Genomic DNA, 14539 nt, shown 5'->3' with positions numbered 1-14539 from the left:
TGTCCGTCCAGGGTGGGGAGTTCACCTCGTGCCGCAGCTCGCGTTCGCCAACAGTTTCTGGGAGAGCTACGACGTCCTGGAGAAGCCCGTCAAGGCCGGCGTCCGCAAGGCGATGCAGAAGTTCCAGCTGCTCACCGTGCCCGAACTGCAGGCGGACAAGGGCCTCCATCTGGAGTCCGTGCAGAACGCGCAGGACACACGCATGCGGACCATCCGCATCAACGACTTCTGGCGCGGTGTCGTTCTCGCACCGGACGACGGCAGTGATGTGTTCCTGCTCGTCAACGTCGTTCGGCACGACGACGCGTACACCTGGGCGGCCAAGCGGCTGTACACGACGAACTCCGCGACACGGGCGCTCGAAGTCCGCAACGTGGTCGCCATCGAGCAGTTGACCCCGGCTCTGGAGAAGGCCGCCGCGGCCGCCGACTCCCTGCTCTTCGCGAGGTACTCGGACACCGTGCTGCGTGAACTCGGCATCGACACGCAGGTGTTGCGGGCGGTGCGGACCATCGTCGACAAGGCACAGCTCCAGGCGTTCGAGACACTCCTGCCGGAGGACCAGTGCGAGGTCCTGCAGTACCTCGCCGAGGGGTTCAGCCCCGACGATGTGTACCGGGACGTCGTTGCCGTACGCCGTCCGGTCGATGCGGGTCCCGACCCGGACGAGAGCCTGGCCGTCGTCATCGCCAACACCACGAGCCGCATCACTCTGGTCACCGGTCCCGAAGAGCTGGCTGACATCCTGGAGAAGCCGTTTACGGCCTGGCGCGTGTTCCTTCACCCCTCACAGCGACGGGTCGCCTATCGCGTGTCATACGGCGGGCCGGTCCAGATCACGGGCGGTCCGGGCACCGGCAAGACGGTCGCGGCCCTGCACCGCGTCAAGCACCTCCTCACGCGCTCTCCCGACACCCGGGTTCTGCTCACCACGTACACGAACGCTCTAGCTGCCTCGCTGCGCGAGAACCTGTCTGTGCTCCTGGACGGCGATGACGCGCTGCTCAGCCGCGTCGACGTGACGACGGTCAACGCGTACGCGCACGGTGTCGTGACCCGCCTCGACGGCAGGTCCCCCTCCCCCATGCATGATCGGGAGGAACGACAGCTGTGGCAGCGGGTCGTCAAACAGCTGGGGCTGCCGTGGTCGGAGCAGTTCCTGGCTCAGGAGTACCGGCACGTCATCCTCGCTCAGGATCTGCGTACCTCCGACGCCTACCGCACCGCCTTGCGGCGCGGTCGCGGGAGCGCCCTGCCGGCGGCGCGACGCGACCAACTGTGGTCCGCCATCGAGCTGTTCGAGTCGATGCTGCGTACCCAGAAAGCCACCACGCACCTGAAAGTGTGCGCGCATGCGGCCGACCTCCTGGCCGGTTCGGCGCCCACGCACGACCACGTCGTGGTCGACGAGGCCCAGGACCTGCACCCCGCCCAGTGGCGCGTCCTGCGCGGTGCGGTGGCTCCCGGAAGCGACGACCTGTTCATCACGGGCGATCCGCACCAGCGCATCTACGACTCGAAGGTTTCGCTCGGCTCCCTGGGTATCTCGGTGGCCGGCCGCACCCAACGTCTGCGCATCAACTACCGCTCCACGGAGGAGATCCTCGTCTGGTCGACCGGCATCCTCAGCCCGGTGTCGGTCGACGATCTGGGCGGTGAGGGCAGCGACAGCCTGGCCGGTTACCGTTCCCTGCTGCACGGCAGAACCCCCCACACCGACGGGTACGGCTCCGAACAGGTGGAGGTCGCGGCCCTCGTCGAGCGTGTCGAGGGCTGGATAGCCCAGGGCATCCGCCCTTCGGAGATCGGCGTGTGCGCCCGTTTCAACGTGCTGCTGGACAAGGCGTACGACAAGCTGGCCGCGGCCAAAGTGCCGGTGGTCCGGGTCAGGGACAACCCGGGACCGGCCGTGGAGGGAGTGCGGCTCGCCACCATGCACACCATGAAGGGGCTGGAGTTCCGCTGCGTCGCCGTGCTGGGGGTGACGGCGGGCGCGGTGCCGTTCGCCCGTGAGGTGACGCCTGTCTCGGTGGACGTACTGCAGCACGACTCGGATCTGCTGCGGGAGCGGTGCCTGCTGTTCGTGGCATGCACACGGGCACGGGAGGCGTTGGCGGTTTCGTGGAGTGGAACCGCCAGTTCGTTCGTGCCGCAGATGAACTGACGTACCAGGCAAGTGATGTGGCGATCTGTCAGTTCTCGGGTTCGAGCGCTCCGTTACCCAGACCGTCTCTTGCCAAGCTCGCCGCGTCCCGGCTCAGCTCCACCACCCTCCGCGCTCGCTCCTCGAACTCCTGGAGTGCGCGGAAGGCCGCCCCGTACCGGCGTTGATCGGTGATGGCCATCTGTGGGATGCGGGCGCCCTTTCCGTCGAGGCGGAAGGTGCCGCTGGCGCTCGTAGAACGCCGGGTGTTGGCCGCGCTGCGCAGGAAGCCCTGGAGGTAGTCGGTGTCGAGTTGGTCGCTGACCGAGACCGGTTCCGGATCTCCGTACTCGACGAGCCCGGCGCGGGCGAGGTCGGCGACGCTGACGGTAGGTCCGTCCAGGGAACTGGGGCCGTCCCCCGCGGCCAGGGCCGGCAGCAGCTCCGCCAGCAGCCGCACCTGATCCGTCAACTCCCTTCGCAGGGAGTCGTATTCAACCGCGTAGTCGCGATGCGACTCCTCGACATGGCGGCCGGGCGTGAGATCCACGGTTTCGTCGAGCAGATCGATCAGGGAAAGCTCCGCCAGCTGGCCAGGGGCCGGTTCCAGGGAGCCATCCGGATCACCCGCCGTCAGATCGACCATGCGAACGACGGTGACGGCATCACCCAGGGCCCGCGGGCGGCGCAGGTGCCAGAGATGGACCGGGAGTGCGTGCGAGGCCGCCGTGCCAGACGGAAGAGCTGTGACCTGGGTGAGGATGCCCCGTCGTACGAGCTCTGCGCGGATGCGGCGGCCCGCCTTGCGATAGGCCACCGAGGCGGGCATGACCATGAGAACGCGACCGCCGGGCGCGGTGTGCGCGTAGGCGTGCTGCAGCCAGGCGAGTTCACCTTCGGCGCGCGACGGGATGCCGAACTCCCAGCGCGAGTCGAGCAGCAGGTTCTCGCGCCCCCAGTCGGGCTCGCTGACCGGCGGATCGCAGACGACCAGATCGGCCCTCAGCTCCGCCCATCGGTCGTCGCGCAGTGAGTCTCCCGTGGCGACGGCCACACCGGTACCTCCGGTGAGGTCGGCCCGCAGTTGCGCGAACCGGGCACTGCGGGCGTCGGACTCCTGCCCCCGGCGCGTGGGCCCGCGCTCGGGGCCGACAGCCAACAGCAGCGTGCCGATGCCGCAGGCCGGGTCGAACAGGGTCGCGTCGGAGGCCACCTCGCCGACGAAGTGGCGTACGGCACGGACGATGCGCGGCGAGGTGACCTGGTCCGATCCGGCCCGCCGTACAGAGTCGGTGAATCGCTCCGCGAGGGCGCTCACCACCTCGGCCGCGCCATTGCTCTCCGCCAGCTCACACGCGAGCCCGACGACGTCAGCCGGAAGCCCCGCGGGCGCCTTCCCCTCGGCGAGGAGACCGGCGGTATCCGCGAGCCCGCCGACCATGTCGTCGCCGTAGACTCCACGCAGCGCCTGCCACAGCTGCACGTCCACCGAGACGTCCTGCCCCTTGCGCTGCCTGTCCAGCCAGGTCTGCACCTCGGTCAGGTCGAACAGTGGACTGTTGACACCGCCACCGGCGGGCGCCGGGAAGTCGTCGTAGCGTCGCCGCCAGTTCGAGACGGCGGCGCGGGTGACGCCCGCCAGCCGGGCGATCTCGGAGCCGGTGACCAGCGGACCGGCCGGTGGGGCGGGGGTGTCCGTCATACGGGCAACCGTACACAAGATCGATCGACCCATCAATGCATGAATTCGTTGACGTCGTCAACAATGAATTCAATCGTACGTCGTGTACCGGGGGCCTTCGGCGGCCCATTCATTCCTGGAGCGACTCCTCGAAGAGGAGCAGCTGCTCGTCATCACCGCCGCGTTCCCGCGCCTCGGGTTCCTCCTCCAGTCCAGGTGCCGGGTACTTCGCCGGATCCGGATCTGCGGCCGGAGCCACGTCGTCGCCCTCGGGAGCCTCCTCCTGCCCGCGCGTCGGCAACACGTACTGCTGGCCGAGACCCGCCAGGTGAAGGGGCAGAGGCAGGGCGAGCGCCTCGGGGTAGTCCGGGGGCTGGCGCAGCAGGTGGGCGGTGAGGGCCAGCGCCTGGGGGTCGTCGCCGTCCTCCTCGTGGCAGCCGAGGACGGCGACTTCGAGGAGCGCGGGCATCCAGCCGACCTCGCCCGTGTCGATGGTCGGCTGTCCCTTGCGCTTGCCCATCCGGATCGGGCGCGGGGCCAGCTTGTCGGCCTCGACAGCCGAACTCTTGAACTGCACCGGCTTGGGAGTGGTGGAGTAGAAGACCCTGCCCGAGCCGTCGCCCTCGGGCAGCCACAGGTGGGAGGGCATCCCGTTGGCTCCTTCCTTCGGGTTGACGCCCCACCACTGGGGTGTCTCACGGTTCGTCGACGACCGCACCCGCAGCAGCCGCAGATCGGCGTCCAAGCGGCGCGCCTCTGCGTGCCCGTCGCGGATCCGGTCGGGCGCCGTTCGGCCGTCCTGGAGCCAGGTCCAGTGCGAGCGGGCGTTCTGCGCGTCCACGAACAGCAGCGTCGGCTCCCGGCGCAGTGAGGCCCGTACCTTCTGCAGCCACTCCTCGGCCATGCGTCGCTGCTCCTCGCGGTCCGCACGCCAACTGCGCCGCTTCCCTCCGGCCTGCTGTGCGTCCTCGGCTCCGCGCGGTGCCGGGACCAGGGGCCGGACCTCGGCCAGGCGGGTCAGCTTCAACAGCATCGCCGGGTACGGCACCCAGGCACCGGCGCCGTCGTCCGCGTCCGGGTCCCAGCCCTGCACCCGGGCCAGACCGCTGCCCTGGGCGTGCGGGGTGACCAGTACCGCCACCGGGACGTCGGCTGCCCAACGGGTGCGAGTGGTGCGGTTCTTGCGCACCATCCACACGGCCGCGTACCGCATCCCCTCGGGCAGGCCCTCCTCCAGACCGTGCTCGGGGTGGACCCGCGCGCCGAGCTGGCGCAGGCCGTCGTCCCAGGCCATCAGGGCGCGGTGGTGCTGGTTGCCGACCGTGTTGTAGCCCTTGACCTGTTTGGGGACAGCCATGAATTGAGTCACGAAGCCGGCGTCCGCGCAGCCGAGCCGGAGAGCGAACTTGGGGTCGTGGTCACGGGTCGCGAAGTCCTCTGGGCGGTCGATCTCCACGAGCGCCAGAGTCGGCCTTCCGCCGGTGCGGTCCCGGCGCAGCCATTCGGCGGTTTCGGTCCGGCGCGTGTGCACAGCCGCCGTGACGATCTCCCTGGTGGGTCGGGTTCGCTCCGGGATGACGAGACCGTCGGTGAGCGCGACGGTCTCGTCAGCGCTGTCGGCACCGTCCCGGACGGGCCGGTAGCAGCGCAGCCGTACGGTGAGTTCGGGGGCCTGCCACTCCAGCACGACCGGGGTCTCGGGCGTAGCCTCCCGGTGGGCGTCCTCGGTGGGCATGCCGCCATCACCCTTGAGACCGAGCCTCTCAACGAGTGCCGCCACAGCCGTCGAGCGCATCTCGGCGGTCTGCCACAGCAGCCGGGCCTCAAGGATCGGAAGGCCGTCCGGCAGGTGATCACCGAGGGCAGCGACGGCGTGGGCGACGGCGGCCCGGCGCTCGGCCGTTCGCCGTGCCGCCTCCTGCTCCTTCTCTTCCTTCTTGACGCTCCCGGGCGGGGCGTTGAGGGGTTTCGCACCGGCGAGCGCGGTGTGTGTGAGCCGGGGGGCGGGCCGCAGTTGCTCGGGGATGGCCTGCTGGGCCCACTCGGTGAGCTGGGAGCACTGGTTCGGCATCAGGCCGGCCTTCACTGCGTGGGAGCCCATGGCCGTGCGGTACACGATCCCGGCGCGGGCGTCACGTCGCAGCCAGTCCTCGGGGTCGGTGAGGATCGCGTCCGCGTCCGGGAACGGCTCACCGAAGGCGATGTCCGCGAGCAGCCGCGCGGGGCCACCGTCCGCCCAGCCGTCCGCGAAGGCTTCCTTCTCCTTGTCGAAGCGCCGCTCCAACTGTGCGACGGCGAACCGCTCGCTGAGCGGGACGCCGGGCAGGACGGGAACGCGCGGGCGCAGCAGTACGGTCGTGCGGCTGCCGTACGGCAGGTGCAGGCGGCCGGACTTGGCGCCCACGCGGGTCGCCCAGCGCCGGATCGACCAGTGCAGATGGAAGCGGGGCAGCGGGTCGAACGGCACGGTGTGCAGGGTGAGGTTGAGGACCACCGAGAACCACCAGGTGCCCGCAGGCTTGCCCGGCTCGTACGGCAGTGGCTGCGAGACGAGCTCGGCGCCCTTGTCCTTGGGGCCGCGGGGCATCGCCCGGAAGTGCAGGGATCCCGCGTCGTACGGATACGGGCCGAGGTCGAGGATCCGCCGGGCCAGCCAGTCCGTGGTGAGAGCGAACTGGTGCGCCTGGGGTGCTGCGGTGCCGCCGCTGGTGAGGCCGCCCGTGAGGAGTTCCCGACGTGCCGGCTCCCATGCGGGCGGGTCCGCGGCGAGCTGCGCACGGACACTTCTGAGCAGTTCGCGGTGCTCGCGTTCGGGGCGGAGTTCGCCGAGCCAGCGGTTCAGCAACGGGGTGAGGACATTCGGCGGCAACGGGTCGGGGACGTCCTCGGCGACGTACAGCCAGCGGGCCGGCTCGTCGCCGCAGTCGTGGAACGGGCGGGGCATCACGAGCACGTCTGGTGCGAATGCCTGAAGTACCTGTTCCAGTCGGCGGGTCGGTACCGTGCGCCACGGCTCGGCGCCCGCTTCGACGCCCGCGTTGCAGAGGGTGAGAATCGCTTCACGCCACTGCTCCGGGAAGGGCAGGACCCGGTAGTCGGCGGTGATGGAGGCGTCCCGGTCCACCGGGATCCAGGAAGCGGTCTGGACGTTGCGGTAGGTCGCGGCAGGCATGGCGTATCACTCCTGAGGAGTCGGCGGCGTACGGCGTGGTCTCAGCGGCGTACGTGGTGGTCGAGGGTGCGCAGAGCGTCGTGGAACGGCTCGTACAGGAGCCGGGCGACCACAGGATCTGCGGGGTCCGGAAAGGCGGACGGGTCCGCGTTCGGAGCGAAGTAGGGGGCAAGGGCGGTGCCCAGCGTCCTGAGCAGACCGTCGGCGGCGCGCGGACCCGCGTCGGCCGTCCCGGGGGCCAGGGCATGGGCGAGCCGCGGAGCGAAGGCGGCGTCGACGAAGACCACCCGGGCGGGTACACCGCCACGCACGAGGCGTCCGATGACCTGCCACATGGTGACCAGCTGGTCCCAGGCGAAGGCCCGCTTCTCCCACCGGGCCAGGCGGGAGTAGATATAGCGGCGCTTCAGCAGGCGCCGCCACTCCTGACGGCCCTCGGTACGCAGGTTGCGGCCCGCCTGGTCGAGGTCGTGCGCCTCGGCGACCAGTTCGCTGAAGGTGGCAGGGCCCTGGCGGTGGTCGTCGCGCTTCTGGTCGCGCACGAAGCGGCACACCCAGTCGTTGACGGCGTAGATCGCCAGGGTGAGGTCGTCGGGGCGAGGGTGCGGCCGGGCGAGGAACAGTGCGGTTCCGAAGGCCGCGGTGGACTGGGCGTTGAGAATGTTGTGGCCGCGTTCCACCGCCATGAGCGGCGTGACCAGTACTTCGGCCGTCGGGTCCTCCGCGAACATGGCGAGATCTCCCCGGCGCAGGGTGGCAGCGTAGGACATGTCGGTGCCGTCGAGCGCGAGGTCGAGGTCGGCGGCGTCGGGGATGAGGACGCGGACCCCGTCGTGCCAGCGATCCTCGCGGCGCAGTGTGTCGGCGACGGCGTACGCCTCCTTGTAGCTGCCGACCAGCAGGATGGCGCGCTTACGGTAGTCGTCGGCGACCCGGGCGAGTTCCAGATCAAGCGGGCTGGATGAACCGCCGGGTCCGAGGCGGCCCAGCCTGGCGGCCATGGCACGGGCCTGATCGATACGGGCCTTGGGCCGCGTACCGGACAGGAACATCGGTTTGCCGTTGTTCTCGTCATAGAGGAAATGGGTGCTGAAGCTGGTGCGTCCGACGGCGTCCAGGGACCGCTGGGATGGCTTGAGGACGGCGCCCACGGGGGCCAGGACATGGGCACGGGTGGAGTCACCGGCCCAGCTGGTGCCGGACATCAGGACCACGTGCGGGCCCGGGCGACCGGTCGCCGGGTCGGAGCCGAGCGTGGCGAAGGAGAGCAGCAGCTCTCGGCCGACGCCCGCGCAGCGGAAGAAGCGCAGAGTGCCGCTGGTGCGTCCGTCCTCGTCGCGCTCCCGTTCGTCACGCAGGTACTGGAAGCCGAGGACATTGCCCATAGGTGCCTCGGGGATGATGGGGGCGTAGTCCAGTGGGGCGCGGCGGGCGAGTTCCTTGCCCTGGCCGTCGAGCCGCAGGGCGGCTTCCACCTGAGGCCACAGGAAGGTCAGACGGTCCAGGCGCTGGTGCAGGGCGGACAACAGCAGGGTGAACTCCAGCCTGCGGCAGGTGAGGTCGTACCACTTGGGGTCGCCGTCTCCCGGCAGGTCGGGAATGCCGTCGAGGAGGTCGCGCAGGAGCGCGGCCACTTTCTCCCGGCTGCGGGGCGGGGACTGGGTGTGCAGCAGGTCGTGGACCGCTGCGACCATGGCGTCGGTGAGCGTTCCGTACGGGGCGTGGCCGCCCAGCGGGTCGTCACGGAAGGTGTCGAGGAGGCGGGTCAGTTCAGTGCGGCGCGGGTTCTCGTGGACCGGGGATTCCGGTTCGGGGTCCTCGTCGTCGTCCTCGTATCCCTCGTACAGTTCTCGCTCGTCGGCTACGCCGTCGGGGGCGTCGGAGCCGGCGGGCCGGTAGGCGTCCGGCCTCGGGAGTTCATCGAACCAGTCGGCGAGCAGCTTCTCTTGGAGCGCCCAGGGGCTGAAGTACTCGGTGTCCACCCACTCGCACAGGTCCTCGTCGGAGATCAGCATCCGGTAGAGCCGGTCCGTGGCGACGGTGACGACGGCGAGCGCGGCGTTCCACTGCTCTACATCGCGGTCGGTCAGCGGCAGCCGGCCGTACCGCGACAGCTCTTCGATCTTGTGGGTGTGGAGCTGGTCCAGCCAGGACTCGACGTCGGGCCGCACGAGCGTCGCGGACGGCGCGAACAGTTCGTCGAGCCGCATCTGGACGGCGTCGGCCTCGTCGACGAAGACGATGTCGCTGCGGGTACAGGCGAGTTCGAGGTGGCGCAGCCGCTCGTCGTTGAGGTGGGCGGGCACGGCACTCTGGACAAGGCTGGCCGGGTTGGCGACCCAGATCAAAGCGTCGACCTGGTCACGGGCAGCGCGATGGCGAGGGCACTCGGCCCAGATCGGGCAGCCGTGCGGGGTGCCCTTCAGCTCGTCCTCGGGGCGCGGCTTCGGTTCCCTGGCCGCGCGGGCCGCCGGATCCCATACGCCAGGCAAAGCGTGCTCGGGCTCCGGGTCTGGCGCCTTGCGCTTCTCAGGGTGGAGAGCGGTGCAGGGCGCGTCGGCGTAGCGCAGGGGCTCGGCCGCCTCGGTGCCTCGCAGAGCGTCCACCACGCACACGGTGCTCAACTCGTCGAAACCGTACGCATCGTGGTCGAGGAGGTTATGGAGACCGCGCGAGGCGAGCCTGCGGTGCAGGCGCTCCACATGGGTCTGGCGGGCCGTCGGGCCGAGTACGGGTACGGCAGGCAGGTCGAGGCGGGTGAACAGCTCACACAGACGCAGCTGTTCGGCCACATCGCCCACAACGAGCGTGGTCCTCAGGCCTCTTCGGGCCGCCCAGACCGCGACAAGCGTCATCAGCGTGCTCTTGCCCGCGCCGACCATGCCGACGAGATGCAGCAACCCGTCGAGGCGGAGCGTGTCTCCGTCGGTGAAACCGCGTCCGTCGGCGTCGCGCGGGGCGATCCGCAGCTCGGCCAGGCGGGCGGCCCAGCGTCCGGGCCGTTCGACGCCGGTCTCCCGCTCCATGTCGTCCATCCACTGCGCGGTGTCGTCGAGTTCGGCGCGCGTGATGGTCAGTGGTTTCGATCCACCGGGGCGGGCCGCCACGAGATCGTGACCCGGCGTGCGCTCGAAGAGGAGCTGTTCGGGGATAGTGACCGACGTGGTGCGGCGGTGCTCGCGGAAGTTGCTGCGACCGGCCGGGGCCAGGGTGAGCGGGCGGCGAGCGAAATCAGGCAGGCCCGCCAAGGCGTCGTCGTACACAGCGATGCGGCCGGCGGCGACGGTGGGCCGCAGAGGGCGCGGTGGCTCGCCGGATTCGGGCGACGGTACGTCGTAGGCGCGCAGCCGCTCTGGAACCCGGCGGTAGGCGTCGAGCACCTGCTGCCAGGCGCGGCCCCTGCGCAACGTCCACAGCAGATGGCGGGCCGCGGTGAGCATGGTGTCGTGCTCTTGGGTACGGGCCAGACCGGCCGCCTTGGCGAAGGGGTAGCCGCCGAGCAGTGTGTAGGCGCCCTCCGCGGGCTCGTCCGGGGCGAGGCGTTCCATGAGCCGGAGGGCCAGTTCGACCTGGCACACCTGGACGGGCTTCACACCATCCAACTCCGATGGCAATCCGCTCCAGACCCGCGCCAGTTCGCGGCTCACCGGCTTGTGCCAGCTCTCCCTGTCACGCACGGTCGGTGTGTCCTTTCAGCGTGCGCAGACGAGCGCGGGCCCGTGCGACGAATTCGGCGTCGGTGAGCAGCGGCAGGTCTCGGGCCCGCGCGGGCCGGGCACGTTCGAAGGCGGCGACATAGCCGGGGCGGGCAAGCGTGCGGTGTTCCGGCACGGCCCAGAACGCCTCTTCGTACGGCGGGTCCTGCGGGACGGGCCGGGCTGAGCGGCCCAGGAAGACGGGATGTGCCCAGTCCTTGACGTCGACAGCCCAGCGGTGGCCGTCGGGGAATTCCACCAGGAGGTCGTACGCGTCGTAGCCGGGCCACATACGCACGTCGAGGCCGAGCGCCAGCAGGTCGCGTTCCAGGTCGGCCTCGGCGCGTCCCGGCCCGGTAACGAATTGCCGTAGCGGGCGCTCCAGTTGGCAGACCTCACCGGCCGTCTCCCGGAGGATGCGGCGACCGGTCGGGGCCGCCCCCTTCCTTCTGCACCGGTCCCGCTCACACCACCAGTCGCCGTCCCGGGAAGGAACGAGGAGGGTGAGACAGCGCTCGCAGCAGGTGTAGGCGCCGTCGTGAAGGTAGGAGTCGGAGACCGGCCGGTAGATCTGACGGATCAGGCCTCGGACGGGTTCGAGCACCATGTCCCCGTCCAGTTCGTGCATCTCGAACAGGGTGAGGACCGGTCGGCGCACCAGCAGGCCACGGAAGGCTGTGTACGCCTCCTCGTCGCCGTATTCCCGGCACACGCGCAGCGCGGCCCGCACGATCTGCCGGTCCCGGAACTCCACGGCTGCGTCCGGGGTACGCCAGGCCCACTCGTGGCACAGCTCGGTGGGACGCCCGGACTCCTCGTCCAGTAGCCGGTCCTCGGGGCCGATCGCGTCCGGGGGCAGGCCGAGCGGCCACTCGGCGAGTGGGAGGGTACGGCAGCGGTCGACGAGTTCGGTGAGGCCGGCGGGGGGCGGTTCCCCGCTCAGCAGGCAGGCAAGTACGGTCCTGTCCAGGGCACGCTGCGCCTCGGGCGGATAGGGCAGGGTGAAGGAGTCGAGGCCGGCGGTGGCCTCAAGGACGATGAGGGCGCCGGCGAGGGTCCGCAGCAGGGGTACGCCGTCGTGGGCGGCCCATTCCTCCGCTGAGAGCGGGACGGTGTCGGGATCGTCGAGATTCATCGGAGAGCTTCCCCAGGGGTGCGGAGGGTGCCGTCGCTGCGTGCGGTCCGGGCCGAGGTGCACCAGCGGCGAGCCTCACAGTCGGCGCAGTCGAAGTCGCGGGCGGGGACTGCGGTGTAGGTCTCGTCGGCCGCCCACCCGGCGGCGAGTTCGGCGATGACGCGTCGGGACTGGTCGAGGGTGACGGCGTCGAAGGGGTCGATCTCCTCCAGCCGCGCGCCGTCCTCGCGCAGCACCTCCAGCTCGATGCGGGAGCGGCGCGGGTCGCCGCCCAACACTCCGGATGCCATGAGGAGGACGGCGAGGGCGAGTTGCGGGTAGGTGCGGACCAGTTCCCGCCGCTCACCAAAGTGGTGCGAGGCCGTCTTCGTCTCACGCACGACCGTGCCGCCCCGATCGGTGTACACAAGGTCGCAGTCGGCGATGACGACGACGTCGGTCTGTGGGTCGTACACGGCGAGCCGGCGCTGCGGCTCGACGGTCTCGTCCACGGCCAGTCCGTCGAGGGGGCAGCGACCCCGGTGATGGCGGATCATGGCCAGAGCGGCGGGCAACTCCTCGGCGGACAGACCAGGCAGGTACTCGGGGAGCGGCACACGCCGGCAGGGCGTTCCGGGCTTGGCGGCATGACGCTCATTCAGCCAGGCGTCCACAGCCCGCCCCCGGCGGATCGCCGCATTCTCGGTGCGGCCGTCCCTGAGTTTCAGCACGCGCGTGAGGTAGTAACGGGCGGCGCAGTCCCGGTAGGCCCGCAGATCAGAGACGGACACGCTGCGCCGCTTACGAGGACGGAGCGGGGCCGGCGCACCCAGCAGTCCGGGCACGCGAGGAACAGCATGGCAGCCACTGAGTGCTTCGCAGCGGGCGCAGTCCTGGCCAGGACGCAACTCGCGGCCGTCGGCAGCGCTCGACATCAACTCCTTCGTATGCTCGTCGAATTGACGCTTCGCTTCTGCCGCGTCCCAGTCGGCCAGCACCTGAGTACTGCCGTCGCCGAGTCCGACGCCGACGACTCGAACCCGCTGCGGCAGCACACCGTGACCATCCGGCAGTTGGGCCCTTTTGCCGTAGGGTATGTCGGCTGGGATTCCGCTCGCTGCGACATACGCGGCGGCAGCGATCTCCGGCAACGGCCGGTCGCGCTTGACGGAGTCAATGGATGGAATCCAGATTTCCCGCAGGGAACCGTCCTCACTGACGTACTGTCGCCCCCATGCGGTGCGTTCGTACCGATCGGCACCACGGCCGTCCTGTTCACGCAACCGGGTCACCCCGACCCACTGCTTCCGCACTGCGCGGGTGGCGGGGTGTCCGGCAGCCACACGAACACTCTGTTCACGGGCGCGCGCGGCGAGATACGTACCTGCCGCCTCCACAGCCCAGCGCACGTGCGCTTCCGAACAGCGACGCATGTTCCCAGAGTTTGCCGCGACCTCGGCAAGGGTCTTGCCCTGATGTTCCACGGAGTCGACGAAGTTGCCCCAGGGAGCGAAGGGGAAGTCCTCGACCGGTTTACGGCGGCTGCGATCAGGTTGCTGCGTCAGCAGCGGCCTGGCGCGCAGCGCACGGCCTGCGGGGCATGGGTCCGGCTCCTGACGCAGCAACGGCAGGCCGATCCGGATCAGTTGATCGTCACCATCCACCTGGGGCGGCTTCCGAAACGCACTCACGAGTGACGTCTCCTTACGGCTCGGCTGAGCGGGACCGCTCCAGCATGCAGGTAGAGTGTGAACACAGTCAAGCGACGCACATTTACATGGCACGTTTCCACTACGCTTCGCACGACCGGTCACGGAGAGGCACAGGAGGGCTGTAGGCATGGAGCGTGGGCAGGTGTTCGCCGCGAGATTCAAGATCACTCATGCGCCCAAGAGCGGCGGCATGGGAACCGTGTACCGGGCGGAGGACCTGAAGACTGGCCAGATCGTTGCGGTGAAGTTCCTGGTCCGCCCGCCGCGCGACTCCGCGCCCGGCCGTGGCGATCACTACGGCCGGCTGACCCCCAACGAACTCAAACGCTTCGAGCGCGAACGGCAGATGCACGAGCGGCTGGGCGGCCACGGCATTCCACACCTCGTCGCTTACGACTTCCTCGGCGGACGGCCCTATCTCGTCACAGAGTTCATCGACGGCAAAAACCTGCGCGATTTCCTGGAATCACGCCGGCCCACCCTCGCGGCCACCGCGTCGATCGTCGTCCAGTTGCTGCGGATTCTGGAGCGGGTGCACGCGGCTGGTGTGGTCCATCGCGACATAAAGCCGCAGAACGTCATACTCGCCGAGTCCGGCGAGGTATTTCTCGTCGACTTCGGCATCGCGCTGCCGGACGACCCCGACGCCACCCGGCACACCGAGGGCCGCACCCCGGGCAGTCTCGGTTACAAGGCCCCCGAGATCATCCTCGGAGAACGCAACCCCACACCGGCCGCCGACATCTATGGCGTCGGCTGTACAGTCTTCCGCCTCGTCGCCGGTGACAGGGTCTTCAACGGCGCCTCCGAGCACATCATCGAGCAGCACCACTGTGACACTCCGGCGCCCCGGCTCGACGACCGAATCCCGGGACTCCCTCCTGGCCTCGCCGACCTGGTGGCGCGCATGCTGGCCAAGGACCCCAGGTCGCGCCCGTCAGCAGGCGGAGCCGCCGCAGCGCTCGCACCCCTGGTACCCAGGCCCGGTGATCCCGCACCGGACCCGGCGCTCGACCCCGACC

The 14539-nt window shown here is 69.9% G+C and carries 7 protein-coding genes; 2 read left to right on the top strand and 5 right to left on the bottom strand.

Annotated features, from left to right (window positions below; genetic code table 11):
- Positions 1 to 28: 28 nt before the first annotated feature.
- Entirely contained in the window at positions 29 to 2164 is a 2136-nt protein-coding gene (locus tag AC31A1_RS10895) for a UvrD-helicase domain-containing protein (RefSeq protein ID WP_489653077.1), read from the top strand.
- Positions 2165 to 2192: 28 nt separating this feature from the next.
- On the opposite strand, the gene AC31A1_RS10890 is transcribed toward AC31A1_RS10895, so the two are convergent.
- The 5 genes from AC31A1_RS10890 to AC31A1_RS10870 form a co-directional block, all read right to left on the bottom strand.
- Positions 2193 to 3845 (bottom strand): N-6 DNA methylase, encoded by a 1653-nt coding sequence (locus tag AC31A1_RS10890; protein ID WP_489653076.1) that lies wholly within the window; start codon positions 3843 to 3845, stop codon positions 2193 to 2195.
- A 109-nt stretch (positions 3846 to 3954) separates the two neighbouring features.
- Positions 3955 to 6996, bottom strand: coding sequence for a pPIWI_RE module domain-containing protein (locus AC31A1_RS10885; protein ID WP_489653075.1), 3042 nt, complete (start codon positions 6994 to 6996; stop codon positions 3955 to 3957).
- Between the two features lie 41 nt (positions 6997 to 7037).
- A complete protein-coding gene (locus tag AC31A1_RS10880) occupies positions 7038 to 10673 on the bottom strand; it encodes a pPIWI_RE_Z domain-containing protein (protein ID WP_489653074.1) in 3636 nt (1211 codons plus the stop codon).
- Positions 10666 to 11826, bottom strand: coding sequence for a pPIWI_RE_Y domain-containing protein (locus tag AC31A1_RS10875; protein WP_489653073.1), 1161 nt, complete (start codon positions 11824 to 11826; stop codon positions 10666 to 10668). Before AC31A1_RS10875 ends, AC31A1_RS10880 begins: the two co-directional genes overlap by 8 nt.
- Positions 11823 to 13496 carry a PD-(D/E)XK nuclease family protein gene (locus tag AC31A1_RS10870; RefSeq protein ID WP_489653072.1) on the bottom strand — a complete coding sequence of 558 codons (1674 nt, stop codon included), beginning with the start codon at positions 13494 to 13496 and terminating at the stop codon, positions 11823 to 11825. Before AC31A1_RS10870 ends, AC31A1_RS10875 begins: the two co-directional genes overlap by 4 nt.
- Before the next feature lie 148 nt (positions 13497 to 13644).
- Between AC31A1_RS10870 and AC31A1_RS10865 the strand changes: the two genes are divergently transcribed.
- Positions 13645 to 14539 (top strand): serine/threonine-protein kinase (locus tag AC31A1_RS10865; protein ID WP_489653071.1); only part of this gene is annotated, 895 nt, incomplete at its 3' end.

The organism is Streptomyces sp. P5F9 (assembly GCF_057961495.1).
Note: the sequence above shows the minus strand (reverse complement) of the source record. Positions and strands in the feature narration are given on the sequence as shown.